The following is a 19,466-nucleotide window of genomic DNA, read 5'->3' as shown; positions in this document are numbered from 1 at the left end:
GGCCGGCTCGCTACCGGTAGCGGATGTGCAGGTGGTTGTCGTGGTTCGCGTAGCTCGTGGTCAGCCCTTCCGAGATCAGCTGCGGGTCGTTGAAGAAGATCAGCTGGACGTGGCCGGGGGCCTTCGCCCGGATCTCCTGCACGAGCCTGCGGGTGGCCGCGCGGTCGTACGTGCTCGACTGCCACGTGATACGCCCCGCGGTGCACTGCGCCGAGTCGGTGCGGGCGGGCCACACGTCGATGTCCATCCCGACTTCGTGGCTGCCGTGGCCGGCGATGTCCCCGCCGTGCTCGAAGCCCGCGTCGCCGACCGGCAGTCTGCCGTTCCCGGTGGCGGCGAAGGTGGCGGCGGCGGCCTCCAGCTGGCCGACGGCGCCGGCTGTCGCCCAGTGGGCACCCGCGTTGCCGTCGGGGCTCTGCGCGCACATCGTGCTGCCGCCGAAGTTGATGTTCTCGTAGTGCCACAGCAGGTTCTGCCAGGTGGTCGGCCCGACGACGCCGTCCGCCCCGATTCCCGCATGGGACTGGAAGGTGCGGACGGCGGTGCCGGTGGCGGGTCCGAAGGCCCCGTCCGCCGAGAGGCCGGCGCCCCGCTTGGCGTTGAGCAGCGACTGGAGGGCCGTCACCGCCGGCCCGTTGTCGCCCTGTCGAACGGTGATGGCGAGCGCGCCCCAGGTGGCGGGCCCGACGATGCCGTCCGCGGTCAGGCCCTTGGACTGCTGGAAGCCCACCACGGCGCTCCGGGTGCCCGAGCCGAAGGCACCGTCCACTGCCACGGGGCGGCCGTGCGCGGCAAGCAGGTGCTGCAGCGCGACGACGTCGGAGCCCCGGTTGCCGCTGCTGGTCAGCGGGAACGCCGCCTGCGGGAAGGCCTGCGCGGGGACGCCCAGTCCGAGGAGCAGGCCCGCCAACGCGGCGAACAGCGTGATGACGCGTGCGAGTCGTCTCATGGTTTCTGCCTCACTTTCCTGTTCATTCGCCTGCTCACTTTCCGGACTGGAGGGCGCCCCAGGTGGCGGGGCCGACGATGCCGTCGGCACCCAGCCCGCGCGAGGACTGGTAGTCGCGTACGGCCTGACCGGTGCCCGAGCCGAACACGCCGTCGATGGCCACCGTCCGGGCGAGCGCGGCGGTCAGGGCGCGCTGCAGCCGGGTGACGGCCTCTCCCGTCGAGCCGCTCTGGACGGTCGGGGTGGATCCGCGGGACAGCAGGGCCGTCCAGGTCTTCGCGCCGACCACACCGTCCGCCGTGAGCCCTTTACTGGACTGGAAGTTCCGGGCGGCGGCGGTCGTGTCGGGCCCGAAGATCCCGTCGGGGGTGCCCGGGTCGAAGCCGGCGGCCTTGAGCAGGCACTGGGCGGCCTTGACCCGGTCTCCGCTCGAGCCGCTCTGGACGGTGGTGTACGCGGTGAAGTCGACGTTCGCCCCACTGCAGCTGGGTGTGGGCGTGGAGCCGTTGCCGACGTCCAGGTAGTCGCGGTCTATGTTGATCGAGTAGCCGCCGTAGGACTCGGTGACCTCGCCCGCGTACTGGTGGATCCGCTGGTGGTTGGACCAGTAGGAGGACGGCACGTAGGTACCGGTGTTGGTGTCGGCGGCGCCGTTCCACCACGCGTAGAAGAGGTGGTCGACGCGCGTGTAGGCGGCGTTGTTGTACTCGGCGGCGGCGTCCTTGATGCCTGAGGCGGCGCTGGAGTAGAAGCCCGACAGGTAGCCGCTGCTGTGCAGCCGTTCGGTCCAGCCGGACAGGTACGACAGCACGGACGCCTTGCAGGAGGCCGTGGAGGTGTACGCCTCGATGTCGCTGTAGATGGCGCTGCCCGCCGGGATGCCCAGGCCCGAAGCGGCGGTGATGGCGCCGGCCGCCGCGGTGACGCCCTGGGACCTGGCCGTGGCCGGATCGGTGGACATCTTCAGCGAGTAGCTGGTGCACGGTGCCTGGCGGCCGACATCGATGGGGAACAGGCGCCATCCGTTGTTGGTCTGGCTCGTCACCCAGCTCGCCGTCAGATTCGGCTGGGCGCAGCCGCGGAAGGAGCCGCTGATGTAGACGCCGACCGCACTGTAGGGCGAGCTCGCCTGCCAGGCGTTCATGGCGGCCTGCGAGGGCGCGGTACAGGCGTCGAAGCCCTTGCCCACGTAGCTGCCGGGTTGCGGTCCGGCCGCAGCCAGGGGGGTGGCGTCGGAGCGCCGGGCCGCGCTGGGCAGCGCGGTGCGCTCGGCGCTCCCTGTGAGCTCGGCCGAGGCGAGGACGCCGCGTACGAGGTTCTCGGTCTCCGGTGTGTGGGCTGCGGTCACGAGGACGCCGGCGTCCTCGACCGCGATCTGGATGGTGCCGTTGCTGGACGCGGCGGTCGGGGCGATGGCCTTGCCGCGCTGGGTCCGCGCGGTCGCCGCCGTCGCCTGGCCTGCGGAGCGGGCTGTGATGGGCTCCACGACGATGCCCGCCGAACGGCCGACGACTCCGGCGGGGCAGTCGTTCTGCTCGGCGGGCTCGCCCAGGTAGACGGCGGGTCTGTCGAACCGGAGACAGGCACGCGGGTTCTCGGCCAGATCGACCACCTGCCATTCGGCAGGCACCTCGATGCGGTAGCCGTGGTAGGTGACGCTCTGCAGACCCTCGGGTTGAGAATCTGCCTGGGCGGAAACGGGGGCGGCGAACGCGCCGATACCGGCTAGCACTGCCAGCAGGGCAGTTCCGGCGCGGGCGCGCCAGGGGATCCAGGACGACATCGGTTCACTCCTACTCGGATGCGGGGGGAGAGTGAGGGAGAGCGGCACGGCGGGTCTGCTCCGGTTCGGCCACGAGCGGCGCCTGCCCGTGGCCGGAGGCGGATCGGCCGCGCACCCTGCGGACGGTGCGGGCCCGCCTTCCCCGGGCCGGAGGCCGGCCCGGGGAAGGCGGGCTGCTGTGCGGGTGCGTGGAGACTCGGCGGTCAGACGCCGCAGTTGGGCGCGGACCAGGAGCGGCTGGTGCGTCCGTCCACGTGCGTGTGGTCGTTGTGGTCGGGGTAGCCGGGGCCGTAGATGCCGCCGAAGCCGTGCGAGCGAGCCCGCTGGGCGAGCGCGCAGAACGACGGGCTGCCTACCAGGTCGGCGGCGTCACCGTAGAGGTGCCGGCTGTTCGAGGCACCGCCCGCCGCGTTGTTGCAGGCCGTGGAGCGGAATCCGCTGGACACGACGATCGGCACGTCGCCCATCGCGTGCCGCATGGCCTCCAGCCTCCACATCGTGCGCAGTCCGTTGGACTTGGCCGTCGCGGCACTGACCGCACCACCGGACCAGTCGGAGTTGCAGTTGTTCAGTTCGGCGTAGGTGAAGTGGATGGGGGTGCAGTCCGGGTCCTGCAGTGCGTAGATCTTGCTGAACGTCTGGGAACCCGCGATGCCGTCCGCTCCGAGGCCGTACGCCTGCTGGAACTTGGTGACCGCGGCCTTGGTCCGCGGGCCGAAGTTGCCGTCGACGGAGAGGATCTCGCCGTAGTCGACGTGCCCGGCCACCCGGATCTGCAGCTGGGTCACGTCGGCGCCCGACATGCCTTCGGACAGGGTGCGGCCCCAGCTGTAGCACTCGTCGGCCTGGGCCGGGGCGGCCGTGGCCAGCACCCCTCCGACCGCGGCCGTCATGATCATGACAAATGATAGGGCGAGCTGGATCGTACGCCTCAACATGGCGCCTCCGTTGCGAGTCCTTCCCGATCCCCCGCTAGAGGGCTGAGGCGAGTTTGACGCCCCTCTCAGTGGCGTGTCCACACCATCCCCATCTGCCACAGGACCAGACCTCCGGCACAACTAACTTGCGAGCAAAGGGAGTTGCGATATCTGATGCAATGCGACGGACGGCCCCCGGCCGGGGTGGGTCGGCGAAGCGAGGTGACGACGCTACTGCCGGACCGTGAGGGCGGCAGCGGCGATCAGCACGGAGCACACGACGGTCATGCCGCTCAGCCGCGCCGTGAGAAGGTCGTCCCAGCGCTCCCCGTCTCCGGAGAGTCTGCGCAGAGCCGGGGTGAGCGCCCGGCCCGCTCCGAAGCCGAGTCCGACGGCCAGGGCGGGCGCGTAGGAGCCCCCGGAGAGGAGCACCGCCACCGCGATCGCGTACGGCGCGCTCGCCGAGACATAGGTGCGCACACCCGTACCGAGCTCGAAGCCGAACTGCAGCGCGCCGCGCGCCAGATGACGGCGCAGGACGTCCTGCGGGATCTGCCGGGCGTTCTGCGGCAGCCGTAGCGACAGCTTGCCCGCGTCGCGCAGCGCGGCGAGCAGGACGACCGCCACGATCAGCCCTTGCCGCACGACGGCCGGGAGCGGCGCGAAGAGACCGGACAGGAGCCACAGCACCCCGGCCGTCAGCACCCCGCCGGCCAGCAGACCGCAGGTGAACACGCCGAGGACCAGCGCCTGCCTGTACGTTGCCCGCCAACCTGGCGAGGCCAGCGCGAATGCGCTGTTACGCGTTCAAACGGAGCCGGAGAGCGAGTAGCCGGCCAGACCGCCGGTGATCGCCCAGGTCAGCACGGGGGCGTGGAGGACGGCGGCGATCACCGCGATCCCCAGGGCCGCCACGGGCAGGACGGGGTCGGTGAGCAGTACCCGTACGGCACGGGCGCCGCTCGGCCGGTCCGCGGGACGGACGGGCTCGCCCACCTAGACCGTCCCGGTCAGTGTGAGCCAGGTGTTCTTGCCGACCACGCCGTCGGCGGTCAGGCCGTGCAGGGACTGGAACGAGACGACGGCCTGCCGTGTGAGCGAACCGAAGTTGCCGTCGACGGTCAGTGCGGAACCGTGCTTGTTGAGCTGCCGCTGCGCGCCCCGCACGGCATCATTCACGTCTCCTTGGCGCACGGTGACGACCAGGACCGGCCAGGTCGCCGCGCTGACGCTGCCCGTGGGGCTGAGTCCCTTCGCCGACTGGAACGCCTCGACCTGCGCCTCGGTGTCCACCCCGAAGATGCCGTCGACATCCGTGGGATGACCGTGGTGGGCGAGCAGATGCTGGATGGTGAAGACGTCGGGTCCGGTGGCGCCACGGCCGATGGTCGGCCAGGTGACGGAACCGGGGCAGTCGCAGTCGGTGGTCCAGCGGCAGATGGACTTCACCCAGCCGGAGCCGGTGTTGCGGTACCCGTCGTGGCAGCGCCGCTCGATACCGCAGCCGCAGTTGCCGCACGCCGCGCTGTAGCGCCACAGCCAGCCGTCGTAGGTACCGGCGTAGCACTGGTTGGGCCGCAGGGTCCAGGCGACTCCGTCGGTCCGGTGGAAGCCTGTGTTCGTCCCCGAGGTCACGCACGCGTCGGCATAGATGGTGCTGGGCCCGCAGCCCGGGGAGCAGTTGTGGTCCGCGGCGTAACTGGGGCACGCACCGGTCCAGATGTCGTATCCGTCGGCATAGGCCTCCCGGGCGGCGGAGAACACCCCCAGCGCGGCGAAGCCCGCGGCGGTCGCGGCCTGCAGCACGGTGCGCCTGGACGGCGCGAAGGAGGGAAGGGCCCCGCGCCCGGTCAGGGAGCGGCGGCGGCCACCGCTCCCGGAGCGGCGCAGCGTAGGCACGTCGTCCAGTGAAGTCATGGCCGGCTCCTCGGCGTGGCGGGTGCGATGTCGTCGAGCAGCCGCAGCAGCGCGGTGGGTGAACCGAGCGGCTCGGAACGCACGATCCGGCGCTCCGGATCGATGGCCACCGCGTAGGGGGTGGCGGGTATGTCGTAGGCCGTGAACAGCTCCGGACGGTGGTCCCTGACCGGGACGGCGCCCTCGTCGGCCTGCGGTCCGGCGCCCGCGTAGAGCCCGAGCACCTGTGGAGCGGCCGCGTCGCCCTGGCGGACCGTCCAGGCGCCGGCCTCGGCGAGCACCTGGCCGCAGGTGCGGCAGTCCGCGTCGAGGAAGAGCAGCAGCGCGGCGCGGCCCGGCGTCAGGAGGCCGTCGAGCCCCGCCGGATCGGTCCGGGCCTCATCGAGCCCGGGCGCCTGTGCGCCGGGGGCGATGCCCACCCGCCCGGGGCGGTGCGGCTGTGTTCGTGACAGCTGGTGCACCTGCCTGATCAGTCCCGAGACGACCAGCGCGAGCAGCGCGATCGCCGCCCACGAGGCAATCAGGGCGCTGGTGGTGAAGTCCATCGCGTTGGCACTCCTTCGGCGGTCCGGTGCACGGTGGGCTCGGCCTGGTGGTGCGCAGGCGCCCTGGTCGACAGGTGAACGGAGGCTGCGGTCGGCTCGTGCATGGCAGCGGGCAGGGACCACAGGAGCGCGGTGCAGGCGGGAGCTGCGAGCACCAGCGTGATCAGCTCCGCCGTGGAGAGCCGTACGGGGCCCGCCCCGACGACGAGGGCGCCGGTCGTCGCGAGCACGGCGAGGGCCGCGGCCCGCCGGGTCACCCAACGGCTCAGGGGCACGTCCTGGCCGGAGCAGCCGCACGGCCCCCCGCGGCCGAGGGCGAGGACGTGCCGCGTGTAGGCGGCGTAGAGCCCGAACAGAACGGCACCCAGACCGAGTACGCACTGCAGCACGAGCTGATGCACCGTCAGGAGTGCGGCTGCGCCGGCCGCCCCCAGGACGCCCTCCGCGATCGGCAGGGTGACGGCCGCCAGTCGGCGGTTCCGCGGGCTCAGCACGCCGTGCGCCCACAGCGCGTCACCCAGTGCGGCCGGGGCGGCGACATGGGAGCCCGCACCCAGGAGCAGCGTCAGGATGACGACGGAGGCGGTCAGTCCGCCGTAGAAGCCGGTCACCGGCGGATCACCCGGTGTGCCGCAGCGTGAGTCGCCCGATGAGTTCGGGCACCCGCTCGACGGGAGTCGACGCCAGCGGCACCACCGTGGCCCAGATCGCGGTGGAGGAGAGCACGAAGAACGGGCTGCCGTCGGACAGCGTGTCGCGGAACAGCTCGCCGGACGCGACCGCCACCCCCTTCCAGGGCGGGAGCTGGGCGGTGTGTTCCTTGGTGCGCCGTGACAGCTCCAGCAGCCCGAGGCCGGGCACCTCCTTGATCACCGTCGCGGGCCGCGCGAAGGCGCTTCCGGCCGAGGGGTCCGGCTGGAGGGTGAGGCCGTGTTCGCTCTCCGTGATGCGCACCGACCGGAGCAGCCCGAGCACCGCGGCCACGTCCAGGCCGTACAGCCGGGTCACGAGCGAGTGCCGCTCGCCACGCCACACGACGAGCGACGGCCGCTCCACGAGCCCCGTCCGTGGCTCACGCTCGACCGACTGGAAAATGCGCAGCGTGCCCTTCTGGAAGGTGAGCTCGGATTCGGGTGCCCTGATACCCAGCGAGGCGGCGACGTCGTCCCCCAAAGAGGCCGGCCCGGCAGTGAGTTCGACCAGCCGGCCACCGGCCACCACCTCGACAGCCGAAGTGCACGGCGCCTGGAGGTCGATGTCGCCCCCCAGGTGGTACGTCCCGCCATCGAGTGCGCGATGAGTGACGAATGATGCGGCCATGTGCATCCTCCCGGGGGCGGGGTCCGGTGTGACACCGCAGCCGCTGAGGAAAGTAGACAAGAGTCATGACCCTGTCAATCTTTTGGACCACCCAAGACCGGATCAGCCGCTGTGCGCGTCACGTTCCCCACCACGCAGCCGGCACTTGACCTGGTCCATTGCTCCGCAGGGGGCGTGTGGCCGGTCCATGTGACGGTTTTGAACAGCCGGCGAACGGTCGAGCTGCTGGGGCTGCGGCGCTTCAGGCGGCGACCCGTGTGCGAGAGACTCTGGCCGCAGTGGTCGGCCGACACGGCTCCCCCATCGGGCAGGAGGTCTGTCTCGACCGCTGGATCCGCCCGTGCAGAGAGGTCTCCCACTGCGAAAGCGGTGACCGAGCCCATTCCCCAGGCATGGCGACCCGGACGCCGAAGCCGTTCCCCGAGGCCCTGGCCCTGTCCGGGGAAGCCTGGCGTGAGGGTGGGCGGTCAGGGCGGGTAACCGACCGCAGTGGGCCCAGCCTCCCCGGCTGCCGATGTGACTGGTCGCGGGCCCGCCGAACGCCTGGACTGCGCGACCAGCCCGGGCAACCAGGCCACCACCACCGGACGCCACATCGGCCTGAACGTCGACAACTTCGACCGGCTGCCGTACTCCGACGCCACCAGCGCGGCCAACGGCTCTGCCTCACCCGCGGCCCCGGCCCGCGACACCCACTCATCGGCGACCGCGACATCCAACATCCAGCAGATCCGCCGCGCGCTCCACGCCGCACCGGGCCGTCAGTACCCTCCGGGGCCCCTGGTCATCACGGTGGCGGCCGCGGTCCACCAGAGTTTCCCGTCGTACCTTGATGCCCCTCGGGCCCACCGCCTCGATACCCTGGTGGGCCATCAACGTATCGGCATTCACACAAGGCAAAGCATCGGTGACTCTGGTTGCCACGCGTTGCGGCATTGTTGGCCGGTGTTGAAACCTGCCGGGGCCCTCGTGCGCGGGGTGGCGGCCGGGCAGGCTAGTTTGCTCGGATGAGTCTCCTTGATGATGTGGCCGAGCGCGACGGCTGGCGGTGCTGGGTGTGTGACGAAGCGGTCGACCCCGACGAATCGGTGAACGACCCGCGGGGGCCCAGCGTCGACAGCCGTACTGCTGACCGGAAGGCCAAGGTCGCCGAGCGGCTGGCGCACCGCGGATGCAACACCCGCAAGGGCGCGGTCAAGGTGGTCATCGCCTGGCCGGACCACCTGTACGTGGTCGAACCCGCGCCGCTGATCACCGTTGCCGGGAGGCTGGAGCGCAAAGGGGGCCGCGAGATGGTGGGCCGTTGTCCGACCAAGCGGGACGCCCAAGAGGCAGCGGATTGGCTGGTGGACCGGTTCTCCCGACTGGTACCGGGGCTGCCGGTGACCGCTGCCATCGAGCCGGGCGGCGGCCAGTTCCTAGTCACCCTGGCCACCGGCCGCCGCTGACCAAAACCAGCACACACTCGCGTCCAGCTGAACCGCCGGCCCATAGCTCGCTGTGCTGGCACAAGGCGACCCAGCATTGCTCGCCCGTGCCCAGCTACGGGTCGATGTCACCGATCGCCGCAGCCATGACCGAGGCCGGACACACAGCGCCCGCTTCTGGGACGACCTGGGACTTCCGGCGCTGGTGGAGGCATCACACTTGAAGGAAGGACACACATGGCTCGCCCTTACAACCCCGGACCGAAACAGTTCGTCTTCACTGTCGGTGATGGCAACGACCAGCAGGTCTCCGTAGGCGACCCTCAGGAAGCGTACGTAGAATTCTCCGCGTTCTTCCGAACTCGAGATTCTGATACGTACACCATCGAAGATGAAGCGGCGAGCCAAAGCTTGGTGCTCATGCCCGGTCAAGGTGTGATCGCCCGGATCGAGGTGGCGGATCAGCCTCGGTCGGAATACCTCCAGGTCGATAGGGCTAATCGCTACTTGCCGAGCGCGATGCTGTTTTTCGAGAACGGATATTCCGGCCTCGACTACTTCGGCCAGTGGTTCTCGGACCTCGCGGACCTCGACGCGTCACCGGAGACTCGCGGTGCTACTCGCGCCGCCACGATCACGACCGAATCCGCGGCAATCGAAGAAATAGCTCGGATCTGGGCGGATTCGGGCACCGTGGACCCGGGCAACCAGTACTACGTCTTCTTCGACTCACATGATGCCGGCGATGACCGAGCTGAACGAGCCGAACTCCTCAAGTTGATCGAATTCCTCGGTATCGAACGAGTCGACGCCCCGGCCGAGGCTGCCGATGGCGAAGTCTGGGTGCGCACCGACACGCGCCTCGACGTCGAATTTGAACGGTGGTCATGAACAGACGGCTCAGGATGGGGCCACAACGTCGCCGTGATGCCCGCCGCGGGCCCAAGGCCAACCGTGTCCAGCCGGTGCCGTTCCGGAAATGACTCGCCTACGCGTCGACCAGTGATTGCTGTATCCCTCTGGTGGTGCGTGGTCTGCGGTTCCCATCTGGTCGCATCCTGTCGAGGTCGGTGCCGGATCGAAGTTGCCCTGTACCGGAACTCGGTGGAGGTCAGGTTCAACGTCTGACCCGCCCAAGGACGGGCCTGCTCGCTCCGGGCGGCGTGGGTGTACACGAAAGCGGCCGGTCAGATAGGTGCAGGGGGGAGTCGCGGGTCTCTTCCGATGGGGAAGACTGAGTCCATGAGAGACATAGTTTTCACGCGCGGGAGCGGCTGGATCCCGAACGTGATCCGCGAGGCCGGTGAGCTGAAGCTGATGCTCGGTGCCGGGGCCGACGCCAACCATGAGCCTCGCACGTTCACGTTCTCGATCGGGGAGGCCCATCTTGCGGTGATCCGGGAGGACCTGGCCAGACATCTACTGCTGTGGAGTGCGGTCCTTCCGCTGTGCGACGCAGCCGGAACCCGGGACCGGCTCGACGAGAACGCTGCCGTCGCGCTCCTGGACCCGATCCTCCTCTCCGTGCCCGCGGACGTCGACGCGCTCTTCCAGCGCATCCGGTGGGACAGGGGTCGACTCATCGCCCATGGAGCTGACATCGGTCTGCTCGAGCGCGGTCAGGTCTGCGCGGCGATGGGCGCGGCGACAGAGACGTCCGACGGGAAACGGGCTCAGGAGTACCACGCGAACCGTCGTCGCGCCGAGCGCGGAACAGTGCTCGGTCCACTCGACGCCGCGATACTGAGGTACACGGGCCAGTACCTGCACGGCGCGACGGTTCCGAAGCGGATGCCCGATACCGTCGACCCCGCGCTGCTGCCCGAGGTCATGCGTGTGATCGCCACCGCGGAGCAGGCATGCGCCGGGATGCGGATCGGCCGCGATCCGCGACGGGGAAAGCGCGCCACGGACAAGCGCGACTGGGACCGGATGGCGACGACGGTCGACGCGGCCGTGCGCCGCGCACACCCTGAGCTCGTCGATGACGCGGTGCGTACCGTGAGCTTCCTGATGTGCTCGGAGGCCGCGGACCGCTCCAGGAGCACGCCCATGGAGGATGACGAGGAGGCAGCCGGCGACCGCGCCGACTTCGGCGACAGCGCGAGGAAGACGACCCTGTCGTTCACCGACGACAAGGGCGTCGAAAAGAAGTGGATCCAGGACAATCCCCGCACTGCCACCACGGAGTTCTGGGAGTTCGTCCGCGATCGCTCTGCCGCGGACAACGAAGTGTTCACCATCGAGGACGAGGAGATGGGCGAAGGGATCCAACTCCACTTCTACGCGGACTCCATCGCCCGGATCACGACAGTGCACGAGGGCGACGGCGAGTCGGATCCGGAATACCGGGTCGAGTACAGCCTGGTCGACGGGATCAGCGGGTACCGGAACCTGGTGAGCGCCTTCGTCCGCGGCGGCTGCGCCGCACTTGAACAGCACGGCTCCTGGATGTCGGATACCGCTGAGTTCGAGCGCGCGCGCCAGCAGCGCGACGCCAAGTAGCCGTCGACGCTTGCCTGGGCGTTGGAGGATCCCTGTTCACCACTTTCCCGGGCCCAGGTCTCGGCTTCGGCGGGGTCGACCATGCCGTGCTCTTCCGGGGCCAGCCGGGCTGCCTGGCCCGAGCGGTTGCTGTTGTTCATCCGGCATCAGCTCCCCCCTCCCACCTCCGCTGCAGGTCCAGCAGGCTGCTGCGCGGCGATTACGGCAGCCAGCGCGCCGCCTGTTCCCGGGTGACCCGGGCCGCGTCTACCCACCAGTGTCCGGCGGCCTTGTCCCACCGGGCCCTGAGCAAGCGCTTCGCATCGTCCTTCTGCTCGTACGGGACCTTGAGGTACAGGCGGCCGTCCCGGACCAGCCCCGGGTACTCCTTGGGGCAAGGGGGTCCTCTCTATGGTGTCCAATCAATGGGGGGCCGCATGTGACGAAGTGCTGTCCAGCGCCTTCTCCGAGGCTTATGCCAGCGGTAGCTGAAGGCGTATCACGTGCCCGGCAACAGCATGAGTGGAATGAGTCATGGCTGCAGCGATCGCAATGCTGGAAGAGCTCCGGGGCCTCGCCCCGCTGACGGCCGCGGGCGCGGCGTCCCGGTTCCTGGCTCAGGAGTGGACGCCCGGGGGGCAAACTCCGTCACGGTGTGGAGACGTCGTGGGACAAGGGCCGCGTTGGGGCCTGGATCCAGACGTTCACCAGTGGGACGGTCAGCGTCTCGTTCGCCGTCTGGATCCGCGACATCGACGAGTCGGGCTACTTCGACGACCTGGAGACCGTCTACGAGCAGGGAGAGCAGGCGCTGGCCGACTTCCTGCCCGAGATCGAGGAGTCCTCTCTCGCCGGCCACCTCGTCGACGCCGAACAGACAGCGGCGGACAAGGACGAGTTCATCACGGTGAAGAAGTGGACCCTCGACGGCCGGACCCTGACCGCCGGTGTGATCCAGCAGGACACCGATCTTCCGGTGACGGTCGTTGTGGCGCTGGAAGAACCCGGCATCGCGTGACCCACCCCGGCCGTTTGGGCGCCCGGGCCCCCACCAGGGGGCCCAGGGACGCCCTGCCGCGCCGGGAGCTCGGCGAACTGGCGTCCGTTGAACCGTGTCGCGGTTCTCACCGCGAGCGAGGAGGTTGGCAACGGCGAAGACTCCTCGATGGTCTGCCGGACGTTCCCGAAGGCGGGGCGCCGCAGCCGCTGGGCACCTCGCGGGCGTGGGCCTGGACGGACTGGGTCCCGTAGGCGCCATGGCTGAGCCATCGTGGGGGCCCTTGAGGTGGCTCCTGCTCGGTCGGCCCGGCCTTGATCGCTTCCCCTTCTGCGTCGGCCTGTTCCTTCGCCCGCTGGGAGTGCCGTTGCCCCTCGTCACCCCAGGAATGGTCGCCGCCGCGCACGCCGAGGAGTCCGCACGATGAGCCGCATGGTGTGCGCTGTGCTTCTGGCCGCTGGGCCAGGGTGGATCCTTGCTGATGCAGGGCGATAGATGTGGGGCGACATTGGCGCCACTGTCTGGCCGAGGGTGCGAGCGTTTGCAGCCGGGCCCGACCACTGAATACAGCTGGTTGGACGCTCAGGCAAGATCACCAGCAGACAGGGGAGCAGTTGGCCGCTCGCCCACCAGGCTGGGAAAACGCGGTGCTCATTTTGGCGCGGCCGGACCCCCTTAGCCGAGGAAACTCAACCGCACCTGACGGTTGTTATTAGAGATGTTGGTGTCCACCAAACTCCGTTAAGGCAACCTGCAGGATAGCCGCCGAACACCTCTCAGGCCGCACGGTCTTCTATCGGGACGGCCGGATGGTGCGGATGCCCCGAGCGACTGGCAGTCGCACCTGGGCGCCAGTCGCGATGCCCTTCGAGGCAGCCAGCCACGCCCATCCGGTGGTCAAGTCTGAGTACCTGCTGGTTGCGCTCGACGAGTGCCGCCAGTTGCACACCGGCTTGCGCTTCAGCCCGGATCCCGTCACCGCCAACCAACTGCCGTCGGCATAGGGGCGGTGGACCTCGGTCGGATGCGGGGGCGCACGCGCAACATCCCGGTGGTCACCACGCCCCAAACAGCACCCGATTCAGGGAGTAGCGCCCCTCACCTGCGGAGAAGGAAACGGGAAACAGCATCAATCGCCTTGTCCGTCCGGCTGGCACTGCCGCACTCTTACCTGCGAACGCCTTCGCCTGGACGGTCGGTCAGGAGAGTTCCGTGCCACAGCCGTCCACCGGGTTCGGCGAGGAGCTGAGAAAGCGTCGTCTGGACGCAGGACTCAGCCTCACCACACTGTCCGGCGCCGTGCACTACAGCAAGGCGCAGCTGAGCAAGGTCGAACGAGGCATCAAGGCTCCCAGCCGGGATCTCGTCCGTCTGTGCGACGCCGTCCTCCAGGCCGACGGAGCACTCGTCGCCCTGGCCACCAAACCTGTTGCCGACACACCGCTTGTGCAGACTCCCGACGCCATCGATGAGGAGGAGTGGACCATGCAATTGTCACCGGATGGCCCGAGCTGGTTTCAGCCCTTAGGACGGCGACAGGTCGTGGGGGCAGGCGCCGCATCGCTGATGAGATTGGGCATGGGCGGCCCGGGACCGGTCGCCCCTGCTGCAGGTGCGGGCATGCTGGAGGCGTCCCGCTCTCTGTTCACGCACTACCGGCGTCTGGGGCAGAGCGTCGAGCCCGGGTATCTGCTTCCCGGCCTGATCGCCCAGACACACACACTGCGGGAACTGTCCCTGCATGTCGATGACGGCACCCGCCGGGATTTGTTGGCGCTCGGCTCCCGCTACGCCGAGTACGTGGGCTGGCTGATGCAGGAGACAGGCGACGAGCACGCGGCACTCTGGTGGACCCAACGCGCGGTGGATCTCGCAGCCGCCGGCGGCGACCACGCACTGGGCGGCTACGCATTGGTCCGCAGAGCGCTGATCACGTTGTACCAGGATGACGCGGCGCAGACGATCGCACTGGCGCAGCGGGCCCAGAGCGACGCGCTGCCACCGCGGATCCGCGGGCTGGCGGCGCAACGCGAGGCGCAAGGCCATGCACTGGCAGGCGATCGTGACGCCTGTCTGCGCGCCCTGGACCGGGCCCGCACGCTTCTTGTCCGCAAGGAAGGCGGCGCCGATACTCCGGTGATCGGCAGCATGCACCTGCCAGACTCGGTCGGCATGGTCACCGGCTGGTGCCTGGTCGACCTCGGCCGTCCACGGGAGGCAGCTGCGGAACTGGACCGGCAGCTCGCCCTGGTCTCTCGGGACGCGGTCCGCACCCAGGTGCGGTACGGGATACGACGGGCTCTGGCCTATGCGTCGGACGGCGAGATCGACCACGCGTGCGCTGTGACGGAACCGCTTCTTGTCGGGGTAGCCACGGTCCGGTCCGCGACCGTCACGATCGATCTTCGGCGTCTCGCCCGTCTCCTGGCTCGGCATCCCACGCACGCTGCAGTACGCCGGCTTGCTCCGCGCCTCGGCACCTTAACGCGCCCTCCCGCATCCTGAAGAGAGGCTTTGAAATGACCGATGTATTCATCAACTACCGCACAGGGGACGGCGACAAGACGGCCGCCCTGATCGACCAGGAGCTCTCGCGTCGCTTCGGCAGTGGCCGGATTTTCCGAGCCTCGAAGTCCATCGCTCCCGGTCAGGCATATCCCGATGAACTGCTGACGGGCCTGCGTCGCAGCGCGGTGGTTCTGGCTGTCATCGGCCCGGACTGGACGAATTTTCAGAGCCGGCTGCACGACCCCGAGGACTGGGTACGCAAAGAGATCATGGAGGCGTTCGACTGTGAGCTTGCCGTCGTCCCCGTACTCGACGGCCGGAAGACCGACCGGCTGAACAAAGCCGACCTGCCTGACGAACTGGCCTGGCTTACAGAGATCCAGTCCGTCCCGTTCAGCACACATGACACCGAGGCAGGCCTGAAACGCCTTGGTGACGTGGTGGCCGACATCGTCCCGGGTCTGCGCGACCTGGACCGGGACGCCGTCTCCCCACTCACACCGGACTCGGTGACCAACTCGATCGAAGAAGTGAGCGGCACGGCCGTACAGAGCCGTGACTTCACCGGCGACGTCGGTGGCACCGTCATCAAAGCCTCCACCGGGCCCGTGCACACGGGCCAGGGCGACATCTATCAGAATTCCCGCAATGAGTCGGGTGGCCGGCACTTCTCGGGCAACGGGATGACGTACTTCGAGGGCGATCACCACGGTGACATCAGGCACCGGTTCGGTGCAGCCCAAGAACATGAGGGCGACGATCGGTGAGCGAGCGCAGCGGCAGTACGTGGGTCACCAGCACGAGCGGGGCCCTGCACAACGGCACCGGGGACATGTACGTCACCTTCGGCGCCGACCAGCGGAGCTCGGGCAGACCTTCCTTCCGGCGCGTCGCCGATGACCAGCTCGCGTGGCTTCGGCGCGTGCTGGTCGCTCCGCCCGGCATGGGGAACGCCCGCCTCCAACTGGCCCGCGCTGGCACCGTGATTCTGGACGGCGCACCTGGCAGCGGCCGGACTTCCGCGGCCCGTGTACTCCTACGCGAACACCACACGGACGTCGGCGCCTTCCGGGAGCTCTTGCCAGGCGAGGAAGGCGAACTGCCCCTCACCGACCCGGAGCTGGTCGGAGCCGGCGACCGCCTTCTGCTGGATATGTCGGCCGCTGAGGTCGAACGGTGGGCCGCCGCTCGGGCCGATCTCTCCGCCCTCCGCAAGGCGGTACACGAGCAGCACGCACATCTCGTGGTCGTCATGCCTTATGGGGGAATCCTCGACTCCGACCTGCAGCAGTACAGGATCGAGATTCAGCAGCCATGCCGCGCGCGGGTCCTGCGGCGGCACCTTCGTGTGCATGGGGTGCCGAGCGAGCATTACCTCCGCCCGGATGCCACAGTCACGGAATTCGTCAACGAGCAGAGGCCACTGCGGGAGATAGCGGACTTCGCCGACCTGGTGCGGCGTGCGCGCGAGGCCGCCGCGCGGGACGAAGGGTTCGCGCAGTGGTGCACGACTGCGCACAAGGCGCGGGCCGACCGGCGAGAAGAGGTCGCCACCCTCGTCGCCACGTTGGGCGACAGTCCTCAGAGGGCACTGCTGATCACCGTCGCCATGCTCCACGGCGCTCACGCCGACGTGATCCATCGCGCCGCTCAACTCCTGCTGGATACTGTGGGCCTGCCGCCCGACGATGTTCCGCTGCTGCAGCGTAAGGATCTCGCAGAGCGCTTGGTGGAAATCTCCGCCGGTGTCGGACCGGACGGTCACGTGCGGTTCGGGGAGTTGGACCACGACTCCACCGTCCGCGCCCACTTCTGGGACCACATGCCCGACCTTCGCCAGTATCTGGGCATGTGGACCGCGCGCAGCATGGCGCTGAACGGCCCGCACATCACCCAGGAACTCCGCGACGGCCTCGTGGCGAAGCTGGCCGGAGAGTATCTACGGACGCGTCGCCCGGAAGGACTGGCGTCGCTGGCCGAAGCCTGGGGCTCGACGGCCGCGAGCAAGGCTGGGCTGGAGGCAGCCGTCCAAGCACTCACCTGTGGTCTCGGTGATCGGGTACAAGCACGGAGCTTCCGAGGCTGGATCTACCAGTGGTGCACCGGCAAGCAACTCAAGGAGCAATTCGCCCAGGTCCTGGTCCAGGTCTGTGCCGACGTCGTCGCAGCCGGCCACCCCGACCAAGCCATGCTCCGGCTGTACTACCTGGCTCGCCGCGAGCACAGCACCGGCAGCGCGCTGCATGCGCTGAGCGACCTGGTGGAGACGAGCCACCGACTGCGCCGTAGGTTGTTTCACCGGCTGGCACGCTCCGAACTCTCGCGGGCTGACCTCGGCATTTTCCTGCGAGTCGGAGTCGCCGAAGCTCTGACCGACCCGTACGACAACGGACGCACGCTGGTGGAGGAAGAGAGCGTGCAGTCTTCCGTGACCACCTGCTGGCGCGCCGTACTGAACGGGTTGCCTCGGCCGACCTGGCAACCATACGCGGAACGCTGGATGCACGCAGCGGCTGATGACGGGCACGAGGGTGACCTCTTGCTCGAACTCCTCGTCAGTGCCGCCGACCGGTGCGAGGGCCGACGAGGTGCAGCCTTCGCCGCGCTCTACGCGAGCGCCCGCGACGCCGAACGCACCGCGCCCGTCGGATCCTCGCGCGCCGCGCTCACTACCGACCTGCTACTTCAGAAAATCTGCTCAGCTCAGCGCCTGAGCCGCCCGACCACACCGCCTCGCGCGGAATCAACCAGGGGGACCGAACCGTGACCACCGGACACAAGACGACAACCGTCTTCCTCACCATCCTGTGCGGTCTGGTGCTGACCATTTTCGGCCTGACGGAACAGTGGCCCACATGGGCTTGGCCGCCCCTTGCGGTGATCCTCGTCGCGACCCCCGGCGTGGCTTTCAAAATCGCCGGGCGTCGCCGCGGCTCCGTGCCAGTCGCCTTCGAGGAACACCACACGGCGGCTCCCATCGAGCGCACGGAGCACCACGTCAGCCGAGTGGCACTTCCCAGTCAATGGCCCGACTACGACTTCTTGATCTCCGCAACTGTTCGCTGGTACGCCCTCGACGCTTCCCGTCCCGGCCGGGTACTGAACCCGGCGGGACTCGCCGTCGAATCCGTACTGGACCGTGCCCGAGTGGTCACCGAGCAGCGGGAGCCCGGTCGGGTCTCACTCGTCCAGCACGAGCTGAGCGGTGCGCTCAGCTCGCTGCTTCCTGACAGCACGGGGCAGCTCCACGCCATGGCGGAGGATGTGCGGCTCACCCTGCACGAGCACGACCAGGAACGCCTGGACAGCCTCGCCGGGGTACGCAAGGACCAGGCAGTCTGGGAGCACCAGCGGAAGTACGAGCAGAGCAAGCGCAAGTACCTGGGCGAAGACGTACTGAAGGACACCGGCAGCGCCGTGGTCTGGTGGCTAGCCAAGAACGACGAAAAGGTCGAGAGGACTGTGGAAGACCTCGGCCTGCTCGCCCGGCTTACTTCCGCGGCCAACGACACCGACGTTCCCGAACGGCTGCGGGACCTCATCCCGCAGCCGCGTGAGGTGGAGGACGGCCAGGTGCTTGCGGATCGGCAGGCAGCCCCCTTCGGCCGAGCGCCGACGGCCGCGGACCACCTCGCGGACGCGCTGACCGCTCTCAACCTCGAGGACGCGGACACCCAAAGGAGGTTGCTGGCCAAGCAGTTCGCCGACGCCATCAGGGACCAGGACCAGCATGAGACGGCTGACGATCTGGTGCGCAGGTTCGACCCGCCAGCGACCTTCACCCCAGACGGCGGGGAGCCTCCGGACAGCCCGGGCGGCGCAAACCGACCAACGTCCGGGCTCTGACACTAGGAGAAGAAGCAATGGAAACCGAGTTCGCCGCGCTTGCCGCCTCGGGAGCAACCACGTTGGTCTCACTGATGGTCACCGACTCCTGGACACAGGCGCGTGCGGTCGTCGGACGGCTCTTCTCGCGTGCTGATGCAGGCGGCACCATGATCGCCGACCTTGACGCCACACGGACCAGGCTGCTTGCCGCCGACGCCGGCGACGCGCAAGCCACCCGTGAGATCACGGACCGATGGCACACCGACCTGTACAGACTTCTGCAGACGGCCTCCGTCACCAGCGCCGAGCTGCATGAGGCGCTGACCTCTCTCCGGCAGCTGGTCAACACATCCGTGGCCCGCCCGGTACTTGTATACAACAACGTCAACGGTGGAGTTCAGCACGGCCCTGTGATCCAGTCAGGCCGGATCACGGGGCTCACCTTTCATGTCCGTGATACCAGTGTCCCGGTGCAAGACTGAGATGTGCACGAACCGGCCTCACTTACGGGCCATCGGCTCAAGTGGCCTTTATCTCAAGCGGGGGTTCGTTGGAGAAACGCCCACGGTCCGGCGTCCCACGTGGCGCTCCCCTCGCCGCATGCTGCCGCCTCCGTATCGACTGCCTATCTCGACGCTGCGTACCCGGAGCCGTGCCGACATCCGCGCGCAGCTCGCACCAACGCCACGCCAGCCAAGCAGCCGGGGAGACGTCAGGAGGAAAGAGCAAGGGGCACACATACCTCAATAGCCGATGGGCTGAGCAAGACGCCACGAGACTCCGGTAGCGCA

At 68.8% G+C, this 19,466-nt stretch carries 21 protein-coding genes; 11 read left to right on the top strand and 10 right to left on the bottom strand.

Annotated elements, in window-relative coordinates; all coding sequences use genetic code 11:
* Positions 1-10: 10 nt before the first annotated feature.
* The 9 genes from BFF76_RS04720 to BFF76_RS04680 form a co-directional block, all read right to left on the bottom strand.
* A complete protein-coding gene (locus tag BFF76_RS04720; protein WP_031093973.1) occupies positions 11-949 on the bottom strand; it encodes a penicillin-insensitive murein endopeptidase in 939 nt (312 codons plus the stop codon).
* A 34-nt stretch (positions 950-983) separates the two neighbouring features.
* Positions 984-2,732: a glycoside hydrolase domain-containing protein gene (locus tag BFF76_RS04715; protein ID WP_065847312.1), complete on the bottom strand. Its 1,749-nt coding sequence runs from the start codon at positions 2,730-2,732 to the stop codon at positions 984-986.
* Between the two features lie 203 nt (positions 2,733-2,935).
* Positions 2,936-3,670 carry a D-Ala-D-Ala carboxypeptidase family metallohydrolase gene (locus BFF76_RS04710; protein WP_031093978.1) on the bottom strand — a complete coding sequence of 245 codons (735 nt, stop codon included), beginning with the start codon at positions 3,668-3,670 and terminating at the stop codon, positions 2,936-2,938.
* Positions 3,671-3,880: 210 nt separating this feature from the next.
* Positions 3,881-4,384, bottom strand: coding sequence for a hypothetical protein (locus BFF76_RS04705; protein ID WP_244167220.1), 504 nt, complete (start codon positions 4,382-4,384; stop codon positions 3,881-3,883).
* Positions 4,385-4,456: 72 nt separating this feature from the next.
* Positions 4,457-4,645, bottom strand: a complete 189-nt coding sequence (locus BFF76_RS04700) for a hypothetical protein (RefSeq protein WP_053931253.1) — start codon at positions 4,643-4,645, stop codon at positions 4,457-4,459.
* The gene (locus BFF76_RS04695; protein WP_053931252.1) at positions 4,646-5,566 is read right to left on the bottom strand and encodes a peptidoglycan-binding domain-containing protein; all 921 of its coding nucleotides are present in this window, start codon (positions 5,564-5,566) and stop codon (positions 4,646-4,648) included.
* Positions 5,563-6,111 carry a hypothetical protein gene (locus tag BFF76_RS04690; protein ID WP_065847311.1) on the bottom strand — a complete coding sequence of 183 codons (549 nt, stop codon included), beginning with the start codon at positions 6,109-6,111 and terminating at the stop codon, positions 5,563-5,565. Before BFF76_RS04690 ends, BFF76_RS04695 begins: the two co-directional genes overlap by 4 nt.
* Positions 6,087-6,722 carry a MauE/DoxX family redox-associated membrane protein gene (locus tag BFF76_RS04685; RefSeq protein ID WP_065847310.1) on the bottom strand — a complete coding sequence of 212 codons (636 nt, stop codon included), beginning with the start codon at positions 6,720-6,722 and terminating at the stop codon, positions 6,087-6,089. The genes BFF76_RS04690 and BFF76_RS04685 overlap by 25 nt, the downstream gene beginning before the upstream one ends.
* Positions 6,723-6,729: 7 nt before the next feature.
* Complete coding sequence (locus BFF76_RS04680; RefSeq protein ID WP_065847308.1) at positions 6,730-7,431, bottom strand: hypothetical protein; 702 nt, start codon at positions 7,429-7,431, stop codon at positions 6,730-6,732.
* Positions 7,432-7,947: 516 nt separating this feature from the next.
* Between BFF76_RS04680 and BFF76_RS32640 the strand changes: the two genes are divergently transcribed.
* The 4 genes from BFF76_RS32640 to BFF76_RS04660 all read left to right on the top strand — a co-directional run bounded on the left by BFF76_RS32640 (position 7,948) and on the right by BFF76_RS04660 (position 11,363).
* Positions 7,948-8,442, top strand: a complete 495-nt coding sequence (locus BFF76_RS32640; protein ID WP_141695568.1) for a hypothetical protein — start codon at positions 7,948-7,950, stop codon at positions 8,440-8,442.
* Positions 8,439-8,879 carry a hypothetical protein gene (locus BFF76_RS04670; RefSeq protein ID WP_031093986.1) on the top strand — a complete coding sequence of 147 codons (441 nt, stop codon included), beginning with the start codon at positions 8,439-8,441 and terminating at the stop codon, positions 8,877-8,879. The genes BFF76_RS32640 and BFF76_RS04670 overlap by 4 nt, the downstream gene beginning before the upstream one ends.
* 216 nt (positions 8,880-9,095) lie before the next feature.
* Positions 9,096-9,749, top strand: a complete 654-nt coding sequence (locus BFF76_RS04665) for a DUF6357 family protein (protein ID WP_065847306.1) — start codon at positions 9,096-9,098, stop codon at positions 9,747-9,749.
* A gap of 351 nt (positions 9,750-10,100) precedes the next feature.
* Positions 10,101-11,363: a DUF6357 family protein gene (locus BFF76_RS04660; RefSeq protein WP_065847304.1), complete on the top strand. Its 1,263-nt coding sequence runs from the start codon at positions 10,101-10,103 to the stop codon at positions 11,361-11,363.
* Positions 11,364-11,562: 199 nt separating this feature from the next.
* Here the strand turns inward: BFF76_RS04660 and BFF76_RS33515 are convergent, their stop codons facing one another.
* Positions 11,563-11,700, bottom strand: a complete 138-nt coding sequence (locus BFF76_RS33515; protein ID WP_267888255.1) for a DUF5710 domain-containing protein — start codon at positions 11,698-11,700, stop codon at positions 11,563-11,565.
* Between the two features lie 297 nt (positions 11,701-11,997).
* On the opposite strand from BFF76_RS33515, the gene BFF76_RS04655 reads away from it, so the two are divergent.
* From BFF76_RS04655 to BFF76_RS04625, 7 genes are all read left to right on the top strand, one after another.
* Positions 11,998-12,360, top strand: coding sequence for a hypothetical protein (locus BFF76_RS04655; RefSeq protein WP_244167219.1), 363 nt, complete (start codon positions 11,998-12,000; stop codon positions 12,358-12,360).
* Positions 12,361-13,199: 839 nt separating this feature from the next.
* Positions 13,200-13,343 carry a hypothetical protein gene (locus tag BFF76_RS32850; protein WP_167359469.1) on the top strand — a complete coding sequence of 48 codons (144 nt, stop codon included), beginning with the start codon at positions 13,200-13,202 and terminating at the stop codon, positions 13,341-13,343.
* Positions 13,344-13,551: 208 nt separating this feature from the next.
* Positions 13,552-14,844: a helix-turn-helix domain-containing protein gene (locus tag BFF76_RS04645; protein WP_065847300.1), complete on the top strand. Its 1,293-nt coding sequence runs from the start codon at positions 13,552-13,554 to the stop codon at positions 14,842-14,844.
* 14 nt (positions 14,845-14,858) lie between these two features.
* Positions 14,859-15,614: a toll/interleukin-1 receptor domain-containing protein gene (locus tag BFF76_RS04640; protein WP_065847298.1), complete on the top strand. Its 756-nt coding sequence runs from the start codon at positions 14,859-14,861 to the stop codon at positions 15,612-15,614.
* Positions 15,611-17,614 carry a hypothetical protein gene (locus BFF76_RS04635; RefSeq protein WP_065847296.1) on the top strand — a complete coding sequence of 668 codons (2,004 nt, stop codon included), beginning with the start codon at positions 15,611-15,613 and terminating at the stop codon, positions 17,612-17,614. Before BFF76_RS04640 ends, BFF76_RS04635 begins: the two co-directional genes overlap by 4 nt.
* Complete coding sequence (locus BFF76_RS33280) at positions 17,611-18,693, top strand: hypothetical protein (protein WP_208604811.1); 1,083 nt, start codon at positions 17,611-17,613, stop codon at positions 18,691-18,693. Before BFF76_RS04635 ends, BFF76_RS33280 begins: the two co-directional genes overlap by 4 nt.
* Before the next feature lie 17 nt (positions 18,694-18,710).
* Complete coding sequence (locus tag BFF76_RS04625; RefSeq protein ID WP_065847294.1) at positions 18,711-19,157, top strand: hypothetical protein; 447 nt, start codon at positions 18,711-18,713, stop codon at positions 19,155-19,157.
* Positions 19,158-19,466 lie beyond the last annotated feature (309 nt).

Origin of the sequence: Streptomyces mutomycini (genome assembly GCF_001700505.1) — a bacterium.
GTDB classification, from domain to species: domain Bacteria; phylum Actinomycetota; class Actinomycetes; order Streptomycetales; family Streptomycetaceae; genus Streptomyces; species Streptomyces mutomycini.
The sequence above is the reverse complement of the archived record's forward strand: the minus strand, read 5'-3'. Positions and strand labels throughout refer to the sequence as shown.